The sequence below is a fragment of the Frigoribacterium sp. AC512 genome (genome assembly GCF_979258295.1).
Genome location: NZ_OZ409850.1, coordinates 1,720,155 through 1,738,516, shown reverse-complemented (window position 1 = coordinate 1,738,516; position 18,362 = coordinate 1,720,155). Strand labels below are relative to the sequence as shown.

General features: G+C 72.2%; 16 protein-coding genes. 7 read left to right on the top strand and 9 right to left on the bottom strand.

Translation table 11 applies throughout. The annotated features are described in order from the left end of the window. Nucleotides 1-60 precede the first annotated feature (60 nt). Nucleotides 61-537 carry a very short patch repair endonuclease gene (locus tag ACZZ97_RS07885; protein WP_463472788.1) on the bottom strand — a complete coding sequence of 159 codons (477 nt, stop codon included), beginning with the start codon at nt 535-537 and terminating at the stop codon, nt 61-63. A gap of 171 nt (nt 538-708) precedes the next feature. Between ACZZ97_RS07885 and ACZZ97_RS07880 the strand changes: the two genes are divergently transcribed. From ACZZ97_RS07880 to ACZZ97_RS07865, 4 genes are all read left to right on the top strand, one after another. Continuing rightward, nucleotides 709-1,275: a hypothetical protein gene (locus ACZZ97_RS07880; protein WP_463472787.1), complete on the top strand. Its 567-nt coding sequence runs from the start codon at nt 709-711 to the stop codon at nt 1,273-1,275. 124 nt (nt 1,276-1,399) lie between these two features. Then, nucleotides 1,400-1,771 carry a hypothetical protein gene (locus ACZZ97_RS07875; RefSeq protein WP_463472786.1) on the top strand — a complete coding sequence of 124 codons (372 nt, stop codon included), beginning with the start codon at nt 1,400-1,402 and terminating at the stop codon, nt 1,769-1,771. Further along, the gene (locus ACZZ97_RS07870; RefSeq protein ID WP_463472785.1) at nt 1,768-3,642 is read left to right on the top strand and encodes an AAA family ATPase; all 1,875 of its coding nucleotides are present in this window, start codon (nt 1,768-1,770) and stop codon (nt 3,640-3,642) included. Before ACZZ97_RS07875 ends, ACZZ97_RS07870 begins: the two co-directional genes overlap by 4 nt. A 113-nt stretch (nt 3,643-3,755) precedes the next feature. Next, complete coding sequence (locus tag ACZZ97_RS07865) at nt 3,756-4,169, top strand: hypothetical protein (protein ID WP_463472784.1); 414 nt, start codon at nt 3,756-3,758, stop codon at nt 4,167-4,169. Between the two features lie 194 nt (nt 4,170-4,363). On the opposite strand, the gene ACZZ97_RS07860 is transcribed toward ACZZ97_RS07865, so the two are convergent. Both ACZZ97_RS07860 and ACZZ97_RS07855 read right to left on the bottom strand, forming a co-directional pair. Next, a complete protein-coding gene (locus ACZZ97_RS07860) occupies nt 4,364-4,720 on the bottom strand; it encodes a hypothetical protein (protein ID WP_463472783.1) in 357 nt (118 codons plus the stop codon). Nucleotides 4,721-4,862: 142 nt separating this feature from the next. Continuing rightward, nucleotides 4,863-5,219 carry a hypothetical protein gene (locus ACZZ97_RS07855; protein ID WP_314101579.1) on the bottom strand — a complete coding sequence of 119 codons (357 nt, stop codon included), beginning with the start codon at nt 5,217-5,219 and terminating at the stop codon, nt 4,863-4,865. Between the two features lie 193 nt (nt 5,220-5,412). Between ACZZ97_RS07855 and ACZZ97_RS07850 the strand changes: the two genes are divergently transcribed. Then, nucleotides 5,413-5,766: a hypothetical protein gene (locus tag ACZZ97_RS07850; RefSeq protein ID WP_463472782.1), complete on the top strand. Its 354-nt coding sequence runs from the start codon at nt 5,413-5,415 to the stop codon at nt 5,764-5,766. Nucleotides 5,767-5,929: 163 nt separating this feature from the next. Here the strand turns inward: ACZZ97_RS07850 and ACZZ97_RS07845 are convergent, their stop codons facing one another. The 3 genes from ACZZ97_RS07845 to ACZZ97_RS07835 form a co-directional block, all read right to left on the bottom strand. Next, the gene (locus ACZZ97_RS07845; RefSeq protein WP_463472781.1) at nt 5,930-7,726 is read right to left on the bottom strand and encodes a DEAD/DEAH box helicase; all 1,797 of its coding nucleotides are present in this window, start codon (nt 7,724-7,726) and stop codon (nt 5,930-5,932) included. Between the two features lie 80 nt (nt 7,727-7,806). Further along, nucleotides 7,807-9,633: a threonine/serine exporter family protein gene (locus ACZZ97_RS07840; protein ID WP_463472780.1), complete on the bottom strand. Its 1,827-nt coding sequence runs from the start codon at nt 9,631-9,633 to the stop codon at nt 7,807-7,809. Nucleotides 9,634-9,643: 10 nt separating this feature from the next. Next, nucleotides 9,644-10,351, bottom strand: coding sequence for a T6SS immunity protein Tdi1 domain-containing protein (locus tag ACZZ97_RS07835; RefSeq protein ID WP_463472779.1), 708 nt, complete (start codon nt 10,349-10,351; stop codon nt 9,644-9,646). A 141-nt stretch (nt 10,352-10,492) separates the two neighbouring features. Here ACZZ97_RS07835 and ACZZ97_RS07830 point away from each other — a divergent pair, with 141 nt between their 5' ends. Next, nucleotides 10,493-11,638, top strand: a complete 1,146-nt coding sequence (locus ACZZ97_RS07830) for an SDR family oxidoreductase (protein ID WP_463472778.1) — start codon at nt 10,493-10,495, stop codon at nt 11,636-11,638. A 222-nt stretch (nt 11,639-11,860) separates the two neighbouring features. On the opposite strand, the gene ACZZ97_RS07825 is transcribed toward ACZZ97_RS07830, so the two are convergent. The 3 genes from ACZZ97_RS07825 to ACZZ97_RS07815 form a co-directional block, all read right to left on the bottom strand. Next, nucleotides 11,861-12,256, bottom strand: coding sequence for a hypothetical protein (locus ACZZ97_RS07825; protein WP_463472777.1), 396 nt, complete (start codon nt 12,254-12,256; stop codon nt 11,861-11,863). A gap of 297 nt (nt 12,257-12,553) precedes the next feature. Further along, nucleotides 12,554-13,315, bottom strand: coding sequence for an MBL fold metallo-hydrolase (locus ACZZ97_RS07820; RefSeq protein WP_463472776.1), 762 nt, complete (start codon nt 13,313-13,315; stop codon nt 12,554-12,556). 135 nt (nt 13,316-13,450) lie between these two features. Next, entirely contained in the window at nt 13,451-16,963 is a 3,513-nt protein-coding gene (locus tag ACZZ97_RS07815; RefSeq protein WP_463472775.1) for a DEAD/DEAH box helicase, read from the bottom strand. 199 nt (nt 16,964-17,162) lie between these two features. Between ACZZ97_RS07815 and ACZZ97_RS07810 the strand changes: the two genes are divergently transcribed. Then, nucleotides 17,163-18,308: a zinc-dependent alcohol dehydrogenase gene (locus ACZZ97_RS07810; RefSeq protein ID WP_463472774.1), complete on the top strand. Its 1,146-nt coding sequence runs from the start codon at nt 17,163-17,165 to the stop codon at nt 18,306-18,308. The last annotated feature ends 54 nt before the right edge of the window (nt 18,309-18,362 follow it).

Sequence of the window (18,362 nt, the reverse complement as noted above, 5' to 3'; positions counted from 1 at the left end):
CGACAAAGCGACGCGGAGGATCGCGTCGTCTTGTCGCTCTCACGTCGTCTCATGGGCTCGCTACCGTCGCGTCCGCGTCCGCGCCCGCGCCTCTCGAGCCGTGACGAGGACGGCCTCGACGGCCGCCAAGGCGACCCCTGCAGGGTCATGCTCCCAGACACGGACCACGCGCCAGCCCGCCCGCGTCAGCTCGGCGTCGTGCCGAGCATCGCGTTGTCGGTTCGCGAGCAGCTTCGCGTGCCAGTACGTCGCATTGGCCCGGGGCAGGTGGGTGTGCGGCGGGCAGAAGTGCCAGAAACAGCCGTCGACGAAGACCGCCACCTGGAGGCGCGGGAACAGCAGGTCGGGTCGGCACCGGCTCACGCCCCGCACCGGTCGGTCGACGAAGTAACGCCAGCCGCGGGCGTGGAGGGCTCGTCGCAGCAGCCACTCGGGCTTCGTGTCGCGACGGCGGATGCGGCTCATCCGAAGACGCGTCGCCGCGTCCGAGTCGAACTCGTCGGAGCTCGGCCGGACGGGGCGGGAGGAAGGGGGCACGTGGGGACGCTAGACGGGCTCGGCCGCCGACGAGACTCCAGGGACGTGTCCTGGGGGCCACCGGTCGAGGGACGGGGGCAGTGGAGGGAACACGCACGCGGATGACGTGAGGGGGATGCTCCCGGCCACGGACGGTCTCTCAAGAGCGGGGGCCTCGGACAGCGTGAGGTCATGGATGCCGACCGCGGCGTGGCCAGGCCCGTGCCTCGATCGCGCCTGACGAGGGGGCGCACGCTCACGATCAGCGGCATCGCGATCGCGCTGGCGGTGACGGTCACGGTCACGGTCACGGCCGGAGGCTGCGCCCGCGCGGGCGAGACAGAAGCGCGCTCAGACCTGAGGCTGACGGAGGCGAAGGCCGAGACCCAGGCACTGGAATCGTCGATCGCTGACGCGTTCCCGAGCGACCACGTGGCGTCGGTCGAGCAACGGCAGGAAGGCGTGCTGCTGAGCTGCAGCGAGGACCTGTACCAGTGGACGGGCGCCCTGGAGTTCACCCTGTCGGGCGCCCTGTCCGACAGGGACGTCGCCGAGCGGCTCGCGAACGCCCTGGACTCACGGGACGGTTGGTCGTCCGAGGTCCAGGCCTGGGAGACCGGCGGTCCCACCGCGGTCGTGTCGGGCCCGCAGGGACTGTCCTTCGTCGGCAACGTGGACGAGGATCGGCACGTGACCATCGCCTCCGCCTCGCGATGTGTCGCCTGGTCCGGGGACGAGAGCCCCTTCAGCACGTACTGAGGGACGAGCCACCGGACACCCGACTGCAGGTGGACCACGAGCGCTCTGCGTCCAGGTGATGAGACGCGGCGACGAATCCTCACGGAACGGTCGTTCGGGACTCGCCTTCCGCTAGCGTGGCGCCATGAGGTACTCGATCGACGTGGGGGGCATCTCCGACGTGACCCGGGCGGTCGCGCGGGAGATGGACGTCGCATCGGCGGCGATCGTGGCTGCCCTGGCAGCCGCGGACGTCGCCCTGTCGGCGGTGAGCAGCGAGGGGGGACTGGCGGGGGCCTTGTCCGCCGCAGTGGACCCGAGACGGTCGACGGGACCGAACGCGGTCGCGCGTGCCGGAGCCCTGACCGCCGTCGCGCAGGCCAACGCCCTCTCGTACGCGCAGGCCGACGAGGTGATGGCCGCGACGACGGAGGCGGCGTCCGGGCAGGCCTCGGCCGCTGAGCGAGCGGCCGTGGCCCGGTACACCGGCCGCTTCGGCGGAGGCGTCCCGCGATGACGGCCCTCATCACGTTGGCCTCCCTGCCCGAGATCACCATCGACGTCGCGTCCCTCTCCTCCGGGGCGAGCGACCTCGCGACGCAGGCCGCGCTCGTGCAGCCCGCCACCGACCAGGCGTCGACGTCGTGGCAGGGTCTGTCGACGAGCTACGACACCCCCGAGTCGCCCGCGCTCATCGGCAAGATGACCGTCGTCGCGACGGCTGGTGCCGACTTCACCGAGGCCCTGTCCTCCGTCGCGAGCACCCTGACGACGTGCGCGGACGCCCTGGCGGGTGCCGAAGCGAGGCTCGAGGCGCTGCGGGCGGACATCGCGTCGTTCCGATCGGCCGTCGCCACGTTCCGGGCCGACCAGGCCGAGCTGCTCGAGGTCGACTCCGACCAGACGGGAGACGTCTGGGGTCCGGGGCAGTTCGAGCACAACGCGGGACTCGTCGCCGAGAGAGAGGCTGTGCGGCAGCTCATCGAGTCGGCCATCGACGAGGCTCGGAGCGACCTCGCGTCCGTGGCCGAGCCCGTGGGCGTGTCGTCCCTCACCGGCGTGGCCGACGCCTCGGCGACGAGCACCTCGTGGTCGCAGGCACAGGAGCACTTCGACGCCGAGTTGTCGTCCGCCCTCCTCGCTCGGCTCGCGCAGGACGACCCGGACGCCGTCTCGCGACTGCTGGCCCAGCATCCCGAGTGGGTCGAGCAGCTGCGGGAGCACCCGCCCGAGCCGACGGACGTCCGCGCGTGGTGGGACGGTCTCGACGGTGGTGCCGGCGATGACACGGCGGGGTGGTCCGCGACCCAGTCGGCCCTGCTGCTCGGAGCGCCGGTCGTCATGGGCGCCCTGGGAGGCGTGCCTCCCCTTGCCCGCGTCGAGGCGAACCGGCACAACGCCGAGACCAGGCGGTCGGAGGCGAAGGAGGAGCTCGGTGCGCTGAAGGACCGGCTCGATCTCGTCGACGGCTCCGGCTACTCGACCTCCTACGGATACCAGGCCAGCGAAGCGGAGAGACAGCTCGCAGCGGACATCCGGACCCTCGAGAAGGAGATCGCCTATCTCGACAAGGCCGTCACGCCTCTCGACGACGGCACTTACGAGGTACAACTGATGCTCTACGACCGTGAACGGTCCCGCATCGTCGAGATGATCGGCACACCGGGTCCGGACACCAAGACCACGATCACGTACAGTCCGGGGACGGGCACCACGATGGAGTCCTTCTACGGGAACGGCGTGCAGCAGGTGAGCCGGTACCTCGTCGATCAAGACTCTTCGAGGGTCGCTTTCGTCTGGAAGGACGGCTACTTCCCCGGGGGCAGTCCGGGTGACGATCTCGCGGGCGGCATCCTCGAGGCCAACGACACCGACTATGCGCTGCGGTCCGGGCGCGACCTCGCCGAGTTCCAGGACCAGATCGAGTCTGACCCTGTGCTGGCTGAGAGCTACGAAGTCGCGATAGGGCACTCGTGGGGGCTGGCGGCGGTGACGGGCTCAGAGGCTGCGGACGCTCACTACGACCAGGTGGAGTCGCTCGCCGGTGCCTACATGCCTCCAGGCTGGGAGGCGTCATCCGACACCACGTACAGCCACCAGAGCTATCGAGACTTCCTCTCGGAGTTCCAGGACCTCGGCCTGGTCGGCGAGGGCCGCAACCCCGATGTGAGCCCTGACTTCGACTCGACCGTCTACTCCCGCGAGGGTGACTGGCAACTCGTGCTGCCGACAGGATCGCAGTACCCCGGGAGCCTGCCCACGCCTCCCGCGAGCCTCGACATGACGAACTACCCGGTGGCGAACCACAACCTCGTGGCGACGAGCCAGACGGACAACTTCGCCGTGTTGCGCCGCATCGAGGAACGCATCAAGGCGGGTGCCGAATGAGCTGTCTTGCACGTGGACGACACCGCTCGGTGCGGGGCGCGTCCTGGGCTGCCGTTGCGCTCGTGTTCGTCACCGTGGCCACGAGCGGGTGCAGTCGACAAGAGGAGGCACAGGTGAACGAGAGCATGACCCTGATGCAGGCGAAGGCCGAGACGCAGGAGCTGGAGCGGTCGATCGTCGACGCGTTCCCCAGCGATCAAGTCGCCGCCGTGGAACAACGGCAAGAAGGCGTGCTCCTGAGCTGCAGCGACGATCAGTACCAATGGACGGGCGGCGTGGAGTTCACCCTGGCCGGTGACCTGTCCGACCGTGACGTCGCAGAGCGAGTCGTCGGTGCCCTGGAGTCGAAGGACGGCTGGTCGTCAGAGGTGCAGGACTGGAAGGACGGCGGGCCCACCGCGATCGTGTCGGGCCCACAAGGGCTGTCCTTCATCGGCAATCTGGACGCTGACCGCCTCGTGACCATCGCCTCCGCGTCGCGGTGCTTCACTTTGTCCGAGGACCAGAGTCCCTTCAGCAAGTACTGAGCGTTCGTGTTCCCGGGGGCTGACATGAGCGAGCGACGGACATCTGTACGGTGAGCTCACGCTGATCGCCATGCCGAACCGTCCGCCGCACTCGCCCCGCGACGCTCGCTGTGGTCCTCGTGCCGGGGCTCCGGAGCGGCAGTCGGAGCCAGGCCCGAGTCCCCGCCGAGCGTGCGGCGCCCGCGCCTGACACGTCAGGGGCCGCCGAGCAGGACGCCGACCACCCAGACGCCCGGCAGCACCAGTAAGACGACGGCGACGTCGACCGCCAGCAGGGCGACGTCGACGGCCTCGTGCTCCGACGGCTCGCTCGACGGGAGCACCGTCGTCACCGCCGCGACGGCTCCGACCGCCCCTGCCGTCGGCACCGTCACCGCCAGCGCCGTCGCGGCGACGATCGGCCCCGGCTCGGCCCACGGCAGGCTGACGAGCAGGATCGCCGCGGTCACGCCGACGAGCCCGCCGAGTGCCGCGACGACGCGGGCGACGTGCGCACGGCGGCGCCTCGCCGGTGGAGGCGTCGAGGGAGACGAGAGCGACGGGAAGTCCATGCCGCGCAACGATACAGACCGGTCCGAACATGGTGCACGAGGTCGTGCAGGTCTCGACCCCGGGGATGAGCAGTCCGGCAAGAGCGCCGCCGAGGCGCCAGGCCGAGGCGCCAGGCCGAGTCGCCGGGCCGAAGCGGCGCCCTCAGTCCTGCTGCGCGGGTGCCACCAGGAAGAAGAGCACCCCGGAGACGACCACCGTCAGCACGGCGACCACCAGCAACGGCGACGACACCCCCGACGCGAACGAGGCGCCTCCCGACGCCGACGTCACGAGCCGGCCGATGACCAGGGCGGCCGTCGCGAGGCCGGATCCGAGCAGGGCGACGCGAGCCAGGTCGTGCAGGCGACGGGCGTCGTCCGCCGTGGCGCGCCTCCTCTGCCTGGGCACGAAGAGCACGACGGCCAGCACGGCCACGGCCAGCGGCACCACGGCTCCGAGCGTCAGGGCGAGCTGGACGATGCCGAACAGGGCGGGCACGCCCTCGGGCTGGGTGTTCACGGCGGTCCTCACGGGATCGGGACGGAGCGGGCAGGCACGACGAGCGTCGCGTGACCATCTTGCCTGGTCGTCGCCCGCACCTGGCGACCGGGACCCGAGGAGGCGCGGGTCGCGCTCCTGGGCTCGCTCACGGCTGGACGGCAGGCGTCGCCCAGACCACGTCGCTATGGTCGCTCCGACGAGAGGGGGTCGTGTGTTCGACGCCACCGGCCTCATGGGCCTGCTGCTGATGATCGTGGGAGTCCTGCTCCTCGCGGTCGCGCTGCCGCTCATCGGGTCGTTCCTGCTCGACGGGCTGATCCAGATCGTGCGCGGGGACGGCCTCCGCGTCTTCGGGCTCGCCGCCGTGCTCTCGCTGGTCACGGCCCTCGTCGGCGTCGCGATGCTCGTCGGAGCCCGGCAGGTCACCGACGACATGGTGTCGCTCGGCATGCTCGAGAACGGGCTCAGCGGGCTGCTGTCGGTGCTCGTGCCGGCGATGGTCGTGCTCGCCGTGATCCAGTTCGTGCGGCGCCAGGTGCGCGCGCGTCGACAGCGCGCCGCCTAGCTCCCCGCGCGCGCCGCGCTCTCTGCGCTCATCGGCGTCGGGAGAAGGAACACGCGAAAAGGGACAAGACACCCTCGGGCCCGAGAGTGTCTTGTCCCTTTTCACCTGTCCAGCGCTGGAGCCAGCTAGCCAGCCGAAGCCGCAGCCGCAGCCGCAGCAGCGCCTAGTGGCGGGGCTTGCGGTCGAACCTGTCGCCGCCGCGGTCGCCGTCACGGTCGCGACGGGGCGCGCCGCCGCTGCGACGGTCGGGCTTGATCTCGATCAGCGTGCCGCTGATGCGCGTGTCGACCAGGCGGTCGAGCATGTCGCGGCTGATGTCCGAGGCGAGCTCGACGATCGAGAAGTCGGGACGGATCTGGATCGCTCCGAAGTCGTCCCGGCTGAGGCCGCCCTCGTTGGCGAGCGCGCCGACGATCTGACGGGGCTCGACGCGCTGGCGACGGCCGACCTCGATGCGGTAGGCGGTCATCGGCTTCGAGGTGCGGGGGCCGCGCTCGGCACGGTCGCCGCGGTCGGCACGCCCGCCCCGGTCGTCGCGTGAGCCCGAGCCGCGGTCGTCGCGGACCGGACGGTCGTCCCGACGGGCGGGGCGCTCGTCGGCAGGGTCGAGCAGCAAGGGCGTCTCGCCCTGCGCCACGACGGCGAGCGCGGCGGCGACGTCGGCCTCGGGCACGTCGTGGTGCTCGACGTAGTGGCCGATGATGTCGCGGAACGCGCTGATGCGCGCCTCCTGGGCGAGCGCCTCCGTGATCTGGTCGTCGAAGCGCGCGAGGCGCGTGACGTTGACGTCCTCGAGGGTGGGCAGCTGCATCTGCGTGAGCGGCTGGCGCGTCGCCTTCTCGATGGCGCCGAGGAGGCGGCGCTCACGGGGGGTGACGAAGCTGATCGCTGCACCGCTGCGGCCGGCACGGCCCGTGCGGCCGATGCGGTGCACGTACGACTCGGTGTCAATCGGGAGGTCGTAGTTGACGACGTGCGTGATGCGGTCGACGTCGAGGCCGCGGGCGGCGACGTCGGTCGCGACGAGGATGTCGAGCTTGCCGCTCTTGAGCTGGCCGACCGTGCGCTCGCGCTGGGCCTGGGCCACGTCGCCGCTGATCGCGGCGGCGGTGTAGCCGCGGGCACGCAGCTTCTCGGCGAGGGTCTCGGTCTCGCTCTTCGTGCGGACGAAGATGATCATGCCCTCGAAGGCCTCGACCTCGAGGATGCGCGTGAGGGCGTCGACCTTCTGCGGGTACGACACCATCAGGTAGCGCTGGCTCGTGTTGACCGAGGTCGTGGTCTTGGCCTTGACCGTGATCTCTTCGGCGTCGTTGAGGTACTGCTTCGAGATGCGGCGGATCTGCGGCGGCATCGTCGCGGAGAAGAGCGCGACCTGCTTGTCGTCGGGAGTGTCGGCGAGGATCGTCTCGACGTCCTCGGCGAAGCCCATCTTGAGCATCTCGTCGGCCTCGTCGAGCACGAGGTACTTGAGCTCGCTCAGGTCGAGGGTGCCCTTGGCCAGGTGGTCCATGATGCGGCCGGGCGTGCCGACGACGACGTGGACGCCGCGGCGCAGCGCGCTCAGCTGGACGCCGTAGGCCTGGCCGCCGTAGACGGGCAGCACGTGGACGCCGCGCATGCCGCTGGCGAACTGCTCGAACGCCTCGCAGACCTGCAGGGCCAGCTCGCGCGTCGGGGAGAGGACGAGGGCCTGCGGCTTCTTGGCCGAGACGTCGAGCCGGGACAGGATCGGCAGCGCGAAGGCCGCCGTCTTGCCGGTGCCGGTCTGGGCCAGGCCGACGACGTCGCGTCCGCCGAGCAGGGTGGGGATGGTGGCCGCCTGGATGGCGGAGGGGGTCTCGTAGCCGATCTCCTTGATCGCCTTGAGCACCTGGTCGCTCAGACCCAGGTCCGAGAACGTCGGACCGATCTCGGGTGCATCGGCGTCGATCGTGTCGTTCTCGGTGGTGTCGCTCATCCTTCTAGGGTAGAGGACTGCGCGGGCTCCCACGGCCGCGCGGCGCGGGCGGGTCGCCGAGACGTGCCAGGCGAAGCGGGTCAGGCGCCGCCGGTCGGGCCTCCCGGACCGCCCGAGCCCGTCGTCCCCGGCGCCGGCGTCTGCGGGCCGACGATGCTGATCGGCGAGGTGTCGAGCCGCTCGGACTGCACGACGACGCGCTTCACCCGGCGCCGCAGCGAGCGCCGCGCGCCGGGGGTGGCCAGCAGGCTGCCGAGCACCAGGCCGGCGCCGATGGCGAGCGTCGTCGAGACGGAGCCGACCACGTCGAGCGCCGCGCCGCCCGTCCCTGCCATGACGTTGAGCAGGGCGGAGGCGACGGCCAGCGACGGCAGGAGCGAGCCGCAGAAGGCAGGCACGGCGATGGCGGTCGCCGAGACGCGCAGGCGCGCCGCGATGACGGTGCTGAGCGCCCCGAGCAGGGTGGCCACCAGGAACGTCGCGCCGAGCAGGGGCACCTCGAGCTGCTTCAGGCACCACAGGGTGACGGTGCCGACGAGCGCGACGCCGATCGCGACCGGCACGACGCGGGCGTTGGCCCCCTGCGTGACGGCGGTCGCCGACGCGGCGAAGAAGGTCGTGACGAGGAGGAGCCAGATCGGCAGGGTCCGGAGTGTGATGTCGGTCGGGTCGACCTCGATCGACAGGCCGGAGGTGAGTGCCAGCCCGCCGGGGATGCCCACGGCGATCCCCGCGACGATCAGGGCGATGATCAGCGCCCGGGACAGCGCCATCGCGCGGAAGCCCGAGATGGCGTCCTGGGCCCAGGTGACGATCGTCACGTGGGGCAGGATCAGCACCACCACGGCGGCCACCATCGCGGCGGCGCTGCCGGCGCCGACCGCGCCCGCCCAGATCGCGAGCGACCCCACGGCGGCGACGCTCGCCGACTGGAGGGCGACGATGAAGAAGTTCGGGATGCCCTTGCGGGTGAGCCAGCGACCGAGGACCATCGCGCCGACCATCAGGACGAAGGCGCCCGCCGCGCCGGCGAGCGAGCCTCCGGCCTGGAGGGAGACGGAGACTCCGAAGAGGCCCATGGCTGCGTCCGTGATCCAGGTCGGCCAGCGCGGGGGAGAGCGCAGCACCGTGACCAGCCCCTCGACGGCGCTCGTCATGTCGCGCTCGTCGTGCAGCAGCTCGTCGACGATCTGGTAGACGAGCGAGAGCCGGTGCAGGTCGCTGCCCTCGGCCGCGACGACGCGCATCTTCACGAGGGGAGGACCCTCGACGGGCGTGTACTGCACGGTGATCGCGGTGCCCGTGATGTCGAGCTCCAGCGGGGCGAGGTTCCACTTCGTGCCGACGGCCACGATCGCGACCTCGACGGTACGGACGTCCGCGCCCGAGGCGAGCATCACCTCGCCGAGGTCGAGGCAGAAGTCGACGATCTGACGCGGCGAGTAGAGGTCGCCGAGGTGGCCGTGGGCCGGCGTCGTGCCCTCGTAGATCGTGCCGCGCAGACGGGCGCGGACGTCGCGCATCTCCTGCGCGTCGACCCGACGCCGGCGGACGCGCGCCGGACGCGGCGCCGCGGGCGTCTTGGGAGCCCCCCGCCCGGACGCCTTGGCCGGCGCCTTCGGCGGCGTCCGGTAGGTGGGTATCCAGGGAGCCGCGGGGTCTCGGGTCGTCCCCGGCACCTCCTGGTGCGCGCCGGCGCCGGCGGCGCTGCCGCCTGTCCCGTCGGACGCGGCCCTCGGGGCGCCGCCGGCAGAAGCCCCGTCGGCCTCAGGTCCGGCCTCGGGAGCAGCAGCGCGCCTCGGCGGCGGGTCGTACGCCCGCGGGCCGTCGGCGAAGCCGGGCGTGCCCGCCCGGGTCGGCGTCCCGTCACGGTCGGCGGGTCGGTCGGAGGCGGGGCGTTCGGACATCGGGACGAGTCTAGGCAGGCGCGCCCGGCGAGTCGCTGCGACCGTCGCGGACCGGCGCGTCCCCTGCAGACTCGGCCTCCGCCTCCTGCGCCCGCTGCCGGGCGAACATCTGCGGGACGATCCTGAGGAACGTCCAGACGTCGCCGCGGTCGTAGCTGTCGGGCGACTCGTCGCCCCCGAGGAACGGGTAGGGCACGGGCACGTAGACCTGGTCGGGGCCGAGGGGGCCCGTGCGGCGGGCGACCTCGTCGAGGTGGGGGCGGCGGAGGACGAACTCGTCGAAGCCCTCGTCGGACAGGACCATCGCGTCGAAGTGCTCGAGGGAGTCGAAGCGGCCGTAGTCCTTGAAGGCGTCGCGGAAGGGGTGCAGCACCCCGAAGGTGCCCTCGCGCCGGTCGTGGAGGAACACGTGCCCGAGGTGCGAGTACCCGACGACGTCGGTGTACGAGCGGTGCAGCCCCTCCCAGCCGGGCAGGTCACCGACGGGACGGGGCGACGGGAGGAGGTGGTAGCCGGGCGAGCCGGACGCGGGCTCGGCCGCCAGCTCGGGTGCGGCGGCGGGCCCAGGCGCGGGGACGGGCTCGGGCGCGGCGGGCTCGGGCTCGGGCTCGGTGGCAGGCTCGGTGGCCAGCTCGGAAGGGACTCTGACGGGCGCGCTCTCGGGTGCGGCCGCGGTGTCCTGCGGGCTCGTCGTCGAGCGCCGGAACGGGTTCCTCATTCGCGTGAGCTTAGGGGGACCTCGCCTGCTCGTCGAGAGCTGACGAGAACTCATGAGGTGGTCCGGACGAGAGCGGGGCTGACGCGCGGGAACGCCCCCCCCCCCCGGGAATGCACGCTCGCCGCGTCGGTTGCACCACGGATGAGCTCTGCCGACAGCACCCGTCCGACCGACCCGACCGCCGACCCCTCCGCCGCCGCTCCCGGCACCCCGGACGCCGCGCCGCGCACCGCGCTCGTGGTCGGCGCCAGCGGCATCACCGGCACCGCGCTGGTCGAGCGCCTCACGGCGGACGGCTGGGACGTCCTCGCGCTGTCGCGCCGCGCCTCCTCGGCCCCCGGCGTCCGCGGCATCGCCGCGGACCTGCGCAGTGCCGACAGCCTGCAGGAGGCGCTGGCCGGCGAACGCCCCACCCACGTCTTCTTCACGGCCTGGTCGCGCCAGGAGACCGAGGCCGAGAACATCGCGGTCAACGCGGGCATGGTCCGCGACCTGCTCGCCGCGCTGGCACACGCGCCGGTGCAGCACGTCGCGCTGGTCACCGGCCTGAAGCACTACCTCGGACCGTTCGAGGCGTACGCCGCGGGCGAGATGCCCGACACGCCGTTCCACGAGGAGGAGCCCCGCCTCGACACCCCGAACTTCTACTACGCGCAGGAGGACGAGGTCTTCGCCGCCGCCGAGCGCCAGGGCTTCACCTGGTCGGTGCACCGCTCGCACACCGTGATCGGCTACGCCGTCGGCAACGCGATGAACATGGGCCTCACCATCGCCGCCGCCGCTGCTCTGAGCCGCGAGCACGGGCTGCCGTTCGTGTTCCCGGGCAGCGAGACGCAGTGGAACTCGCTCACCGACATGACCGACGCCGGCCTGCTCGCCGACCACATGGTCTGGGCGTCGACCGACCCCGCCGGTGCGGACGAGCCGTTCAACGTCGTGAACGGCGACGTGTTCCGCTGGCGCTGGATGTGGCCCCGCCTCGCCGCGCACCTCGAGGTCGACCCTGCCCTGGTCGCCGGGCCGTCGGGCGCGCCGCAGCCGTTCGAGGTGCAGATGGCCGGTCGCGAGGACGACTGGGCGGCGCTCGCCGCGAAGCACGATCTCGTCGAGCCCGACCTCGCGCGCGTCGCGTCGTGGTGGCACACCGACGCCGACCTCGGCCGCGAGATGGAGGTCGTCACCGACATGGGCAAGAGCCGCGAGGCCGGGTTCGTCGGGTTCCGCCGCACGGAGCGCGCGTTCACCGAGCTCTTCGACCGGTACCGCGCGGCACGCCTGGTGCCGTAGGGCGGCTGCGCGTCCTCGGGCGCTCTGTGTCCCGCAAATGCCGACCGCGGGTGCCGCAATACCTGCATCTCCCGCTGTTGTAGCGCCCGGCATCGGCTGACGGTCGGCATGTGCGTGAGTCGACACTGATCTCAGGAGGCGTGGGTCGACGGCCTGAACGAGGCGCGGGTCGCGAACCGAGGAGGCGTGGGTCGACGGCCTGAAGGAGGCGCGGGTCGCGAGCTACGGGAGGCGCTTGTCGTCAGCCGGGCCGTCGGACGCGTCGTCGACGCGCGGGGCGCCCTCCGCGAGGGGCACGTCGTCCGCGTGGGCGAGGATCGACTGCGCCGTGGCGCCGAGCACCACGGTGGCGTCGACCCCGCGGGCCTCGGCCAGGGCTGCGCTGAGACCGGCCGCGAGGCTGCCGCCGGCTGCTCCGAGGGTCGAGACGACCGCCTCCTGCTGCTCGGTCAGCGGCTCGTCGGCCTGCTCGGCGACGACCTCGCGCAGGTTGTCGTCGCTCGCGTCGAGTGCCTCGTCGTCGCCCTGCGTGATGGCAGCGGCCTGGGACACGATCGCGAGCGCGAGCTCCGCGGCGTCGCGCTCGGGTGTGCGGTCGGTCGGTGTCGTCTCGTCCATGCGGCGACCGTACGCCGCACTCGCGAGGGATCGTCAGCGAGCTCAGAGGCAGCGTCCGCGCGCCGAGCCCAACGCGCCCTCGGCCCCTTGTCCCACATGTGAGAGTGATCGGCGTCGCCGGCGTCCCAGGAGCGGGGATCCGGGGCCTCCTGGCGGCGGATCTGTCTCCCTTTGCGATGCCCGGCGTCCGGCGCCGCGCCGCTGAGTGAGCACTGCGCAATTCAATGCGGGCCACGCCGTTCAGTGCGGGCCACGCCGTTCAGTGCGGGCCACGCCGCTCAATGCGGGCCACGCCGCTCAGTGCGCGCCGCGACGTCGAGCGAGCTCGACGGCCCGCCCGATGCCGTCGCGCCACGGCGCCCCGTGGCCGGGGAGCACCACGCGGGCTCCCGTCGAGGCGAGGGCGTCGAGCGAGGCGAGGGCCACGTCGCTGTCGGCCGTCGCGGCTCCGGCCACGATCTGCGGGCCGCGACCGCCGGTGTAGGGGTCGAGCGTGACGAGCGCGTCCCCGACGATCACCGCGTCGCGGTCGGGCAGGTGGAGCGCGACGTGCCCGTCGGTGTGTCCCGGCGTCGGCACGATCACGGCGCCCTCGGGCAACGGCGTGCCGGCACCGATCGGCTCGGCGTCCCGGACGCCCCGCACCCCCAGCGCGCCCGCGAGGGCCATGCGGCCGAGCGCCGGCAGGGCGGCGAGGTGCTCGACCGGGTACCGCCAGCGGGGGCGCTCGTGGCGGTACGAGTACGGCCGGGCCGCGAGACGGGCGTCGGCCTCGTGGACCCACACCGGCAGCCCCCAGCGCCGCCGCACCTGACGTGCACAGCCGACGTGGTCGAAGTGGGCGTGGGTGAGGAAGACGCCGTCGACGTCGTCCCGGCCGTGGCCGAGCTCGAACAGGGCCTGCAGGAGGTGCGGCCACGCAGCAGGGAGACCCGCGTCGACGATCAGCACCCTCGTGCCGTGCTCGACCAGGTACAGGTTCGTGTCAGCGACCTCGAGGCGGTGCACGCCGGGGGCGACGTCGCGCTCGAGCAGGGCGGAGGGGCGGAGGAACGACATGTACCGACCGAACCACGGCGGGCTCGTCCGTGCAGACGGCTTGACACGAGCCCCGGTCGAGGGGCCACGGAGGCGCGCTCCGGGTCGACGGTGTCAGGCACCAGTCAGCAGGCGCCCGGGTTCGACCACCGTCGGTCAGGCGTCGAGCAGCCCGCGGATGTCGTCCGCGGTGAGCGAAGAGCTGAAGACGGCGTCGTCGTCGACGACCGCGTCGAAGAGGGCGGCCTTCTTGCGGCTGAGCGCGAGGACCTTCTCCTCGATCGTGTCGTTCGCGATCATCCGGTAGACCATCACCCGCTTCGTCTGGCCGATGCGGTGGGCGCGGTCGACCGCCTGCGACTCGGCGGCGGGGTTCCACCACGGGTCGAGCACGAAGACGTAGTCGGCCTCGGTCAGGTTCAGGCCGACGCCGCCGGCCTTGAGGCTGATGAGGAACACGGGCGAGGCACCCGAGCGGAACCGCTCGATCACCTCGGCCCGCCTCCTCGTCGACCCGTCGAGGTACTCGTGGGCGAGGCCACGCTCGGCGAGCCGGTCGGCGACGCGTGACAGGAACGACGTGAACTGGCTGAACACGAGCGCCCGGTGCCCGCCCGCGACCACGTCGTCGAGCTCGTCGAGCAGCTGGTCGAGCTTCGCCGAGGGCACGTCGTCGTAGGCCGGGTCGATGAGCACGGCGTCGAGCGCGAGCATCCGCAACAGGGTGAGCGAGCGGAACACGATGAACCGGTTGCGGTCGAGGTCGTCGATCAGGTCGAGCAGCTTCAGGCGCTCTCGCTGCAGGAACGCGTCGTAGAGCTCCCGGTGCGCCGGTGCCAGGTCGACGCGCAGAACCTGCTCCTGCTTCTCCGGCAGCTCGGGTGCCACCAGTTCTTTGGTGCGCCTGAGCATCAGCGGCCGGATCCGACGCCGCAGCGCCTGCAGCAGCTCAGGTCGTTCACCGGTCGCGATCGGCTTCAGCCAGTCGTCCGAGAAGCGGACGCTCGTCGACAGCAGCCCGGGCGCGACGATGCGGAACAGCGCCCAGAGGTCCATCAGGCCGTTCTCGAGCGGGGTGCCCGTGATGGCGATCGTCACCGGCACGTCGAGGTCGACGGCGAAGCGGTGCGCCTGCGACTGCGGGTTCTTCACGTACTGGGCCTCGTCGAGCACGAGAGCCGCCCACGAGTGCGCGGCGTACTCCGCGAAGTCGAGACGGAACAACGCGTAGGAGGTGACCACGACGTCGGCCTCGGCCGCCGCCTCCCGCAGGCCCCCGCGGCTCTTGGCCTCGGTCTCGGTGATCGTGTGCACGAGCAGCCCCGGCGTGAAGCGAGCGGCCTCGGACGCCCAGCCGGAGACGACCGAGGTGGGAGCGACGACGAGGAACGGGGTGCGCGAGGGCGTGGCATCGTCAGGCCCGGCACCGGGCGAGTCAGCGTCGCGGGCGCGGGCGCGGGCCACGGCCTCGGCTTCACGGACGTGCGCGAACAACGCAAGGGTCTGCAGCGTCTTGCCGAGCCCCATGTCGTCGGCGAGGACACCGCCGAGACCGTGCTCGTACAGGAACGCCAGCCACCGGAAGCCCTCGAGCTGGTACGGCCGCAACGTCGCCGTCACGGAGGCGGGCACCGCCGCCGAGGACGCCGCGGCTAGTGCAGCGGCGCCGGTGTCGCCGTCCGCCGCGTCGGCCAGCGCGAGCAGCCCGCCCACCGTCCGCCGCCAGCTGTCCGCCTGTACCGTCGCGTCGGCGAGGTCGTCGAACTCGGCCCAGAGGCCCGCCTGGTAACGGCTGATGCGGGGAGTCTCGACCTCCCACTCGTCGAGCGAGGTCGCCTCGTCGATGAGCCGCTTCAGCTCGTCGAAGGCCGGGTGCGTCAGCGACAGGTACGACTTGTCGACGAGCAGCATCTTGCGCTGCCGCTTCGCCAGCGCCGTCAGCAACGGGACGAACGGCACCGTCCGGCCCTCGATCGTGACGAGCACGCCGAGGTCGAACCAGTCGCGCTTGTCGGTCTCGATCGTCGTGACGGTCAGGTGCGGCGCCTCGGTGAGCTCGCGGTAGTCGGGGCGCTCGCCGACGACGTCGACGCGGACGTCTCGTCGCGCCTCGAGATCGGGCAGCCGTGCGTGGGCGAACTCCGCGGCCGCCACCCCGCGGAGCGTCGTGCCTCGGCCCGGGACGCCCCACGACTCGACGTCGGGCACGACGACCCCGGGGGCGGGTGCCGCCGAGCCGAAGGGCACGACGCGACCCGCGACGTCCCAGTGCCAGCCGAGCGAGAGGCTGTCGCCCCTGCCGAAGGTCGCCGTCAGCACCAGCTGCGGCGGGAGCACCTCGGGGAAGGCCACCGAGTCGTCGCTGCTGGTCACGGCGACCGTCTGCTGCAGCGCAGGGTAGAAGTCGCGGAGGAACTCGTCGGCGTCGCCTGCGGGCACGACGAGCTCGCGCGCAGACGTCAGCAGCCGTCGCTGCTCGTCGCCGATCGGCGACGCGGTCGGTGCGAGGACGATCGACAGCGCGGGGTCGGGTGACACGAGATAGACCCCGTGGTCGGCCACCGTGCCGCTCTCGTCGTCCGTGCGCAGCACGCCGTCGACCGTCACGCCCGCGGCGAGCACGAGGCCGCCGTCGTCTCCGCGACGCGCGTCGACCGCCACCCGAGCGCCCGTGGCCACGGTGACGTCGGTGCTGCGCTTGCCGGTGACGAGGGCGATCCCGAGCCGCTCGGCCTCCGCGAGCAGGGGCCAGAGCAGCGGACTGGAGAAGTCGTCGAGCATCAGCCAGTCGCTCTCGCCGGGCACGTATGCCGCGTGCACGGAGCGGTGCAGGGCCGCGAACTGGCCGAACCAGGCGTGCACGTCGGCCGCGATCTGCAGGCGGTTCATCTGGTACGGCAGGGACGTCCAGGTGAGGTCGCCCCGCACCCAGTTGCCCGTGCGGCTGAGGCTGACCGGCCGCACCCCGAGACGCCAGGAGGCGCCCGCCGCCCCGCCCAGGGAGGCTCCCGTCACCAGTCCGCCCCCGCCCAGCCCGCCCGTCGCGCGGTCCTGCGCGTCGACGAGCGGCGCGGGCGACGGCGCGTCCCAGCGGCTGCGCGACGGCCGCGCCCGCGGCCGACGCTCGAAGAGCAGTCCCATGCGGGTCGTGCGGGCGTCGACCCGGCGAGGCGGCTCGGTCAGCGGGGCCAGGCGTGAGCGCCAGTCGGCGGGGGAGCCGGTGCCGGCGGCAGCGCCTGCTACGACGGCAGGCGAGCTGACCGACTCGTCGTCGCCCGCGACGCCTGTGGCCCAGCCCGCGCCTCCGGCGCTCGAAGCCGTGCGCACGAGGCCCGCGCCCGGAGACAGGACCCGTGCGTTGTTGGCCAGCAGGGCGGCGGCCACGTGCTTGCAGTCGCCGCCGAGCGGGCAGCTGCACTCGCTGCTGGTGGGGCGGCCGTGCTCGCCGCGGCCCGGGGCGAGCACGACGCGGCAGCGGTAGGGAGCCGCCACGCTGCCGCGTACCTCGGCGGACAGGACCTGGCCCTCGACGTCCCACTCCGAGGAGACGACGTGGTCGTCACGGGCGTACTCCTTTGCACGGGAGAACGCGCGCGGTCCGACGAGCCGGATGACGTCGACGGCGTCGACCAGGGGCGCGGTCGCGCGCGTCGGCTCGGGGGAGGGCATGCGCCCATGATCCCAGCAGCCGCCGACACCGGCGGACCCCGCTTCCGCAAGGGCCGGGGGACCCGCTCGTGCGTCGATCGACCCGGAGGATACGGGCCCCCGCGTGCCGGGACAAGCCCCGGCGCCCCTGGCTCCGACCGGTGTTGGCTCGACCGCACGCACGACGAGAGGACCCGAGACGCATGAGGAGCCGGCACGCATGAGGGCGATGACCTACCGAGGGCCGTACAAGATCCGCGTCGACGAGAAGGACGTGCCGACGATCCAGCACCCGAACGACGCGATCGTGCGGGTGACCCTCGCGGCCATCTGCGGCTCCGACCTGCACCTCTACCACGGCATGATGCCCGACACGAGGATCGGCCACACCTTCGGCCACGAGTTCATCGGGGTCGTCGAGGAGGTCGGGTCGTCGGTCGAGAACCTGGCGAAGGGCGACCGTGTGATGGTGCCCTTCAACATCTACTGCGGCTCGTGCTGGTTCTGCGCCCGCGGCCTGTACTCGAACTGCCACAACGTCAACGCGAACGCGACGGCCGTCGGCGGCATCTACGGCTACTCGCACACCACCGGCGGCTACGACGGCGGGCAGGCCGAGTACGTGCGCGTGCCGTTCGCCGACGTGGGGCCGAGCATCATCCCCGACGACATCCGGGACGAGGACGCGTTGTTGATGACCGACGCCCTCAGCACGGGCTACTTCGGCGCCCAGCTCGGCGAGATCGCCCAGGGCGACACGGTGGTCGTGCTCGGCGCCGGACCGGTCGGCCTCTTCGCCGCGCGCTCCTCCTGGTTCATGGGCGCCGCGCGCGTGATCGTCGTCGACCACCTCGAGTACCGCCTCGAGAAGGCGCGCAGCTTCACCCACGCCGAGACCATCAACTTCGCGGAGCACGACGACATCGTCGTCGAGCTCAAGAAGCAGACCGACTACCTGGGCGCCGACGTCGTCATCGACGCGGTGGGCGCCGAGGCGGACGGCAACCTCGTCCAGCACGTCACGAGCGCGAAGTTCAAGCTCCAGGGCGGGTCGCCCATCGCGCTCAACTGGGCCATCGACGGCGTCCGCAAGGGCGGCACCGTCTCGGTGATGGGCGCCTACGGGCCGATCTTCAGTGCCGTCAAGTTCGGCGACGCCCTCAACAAGGGCCTCACCCTCCGCATGAACCAGGCGCCGGTCAAGCGGCAGTGGCCGCGCCTGTTCGAGCACATCAGGGCGGGTCACTTCACGCCGAGCGACATCGTCACGCACCGCGTGCCCCTCGAGCACATCGCGGAGGGGTACCACCTCTTCTCGGCGAAGCTCGACGGCAACATCAAGACCCTGGTCGTGCCGGGCGCCTGAGGCCGACCGGCACCCGCAGCAGCACCTGTCCCGCACCTGTCCCACGGACGAGGA

Bases quoted from the DNA above. Each gene is read 5' to 3' on its own strand.
- ACZZ97_RS07835 (WP_463472779.1), bottom strand. From the start codon at position 10,351: ATGAGGAACCCGTTCCGGCGCTCGACGACGAGCCCGCAGGACACCGCG.
- ACZZ97_RS07830 (WP_463472778.1), top strand. From the start codon at position 10,493: ATGAGCTCTGCCGACAGCACCCGTCCGACCGACCCGACCGCCGACCCC.
- ACZZ97_RS07880 (WP_463472787.1), top strand. From the start codon at position 709: ATGGATGCCGACCGCGGCGTGGCCAGGCCCGTGCCTCGATCGCGCCTG.
- ACZZ97_RS07860 (WP_463472783.1), bottom strand. From the start codon at position 4,720: ATGGACTTCCCGTCGCTCTCGTCTCCCTCGACGCCTCCACCGGCGAGG.
- ACZZ97_RS07875 (WP_463472786.1), top strand. From the start codon at position 1,400: ATGAGGTACTCGATCGACGTGGGGGGCATCTCCGACGTGACCCGGGCG.
- ACZZ97_RS07845 (WP_463472781.1), bottom strand. From the start codon at position 7,726: ATGAGCGACACCACCGAGAACGACACGATCGACGCCGATGCACCCGAG.
- ACZZ97_RS07815 (WP_463472775.1), bottom strand. From the start codon at position 16,963: ATGCCCTCCCCCGAGCCGACGCGCGCGACCGCGCCCCTGGTCGACGCC.
- ACZZ97_RS07840 (WP_463472780.1), bottom strand. From the start codon at position 9,633: ATGTCCGAACGCCCCGCCTCCGACCGACCCGCCGACCGTGACGGGACG.
- ACZZ97_RS07825 (WP_463472777.1), bottom strand. From the start codon at position 12,256: ATGGACGAGACGACACCGACCGACCGCACACCCGAGCGCGACGCCGCG.
- ACZZ97_RS07870 (WP_463472785.1), top strand. From the start codon at position 1,768: ATGACGGCCCTCATCACGTTGGCCTCCCTGCCCGAGATCACCATCGAC.
- ACZZ97_RS07810 (WP_463472774.1), top strand. From the start codon at position 17,163: ATGAGGGCGATGACCTACCGAGGGCCGTACAAGATCCGCGTCGACGAG.
- ACZZ97_RS07820 (WP_463472776.1), bottom strand. From the start codon at position 13,315: ATGTCGTTCCTCCGCCCCTCCGCCCTGCTCGAGCGCGACGTCGCCCCC.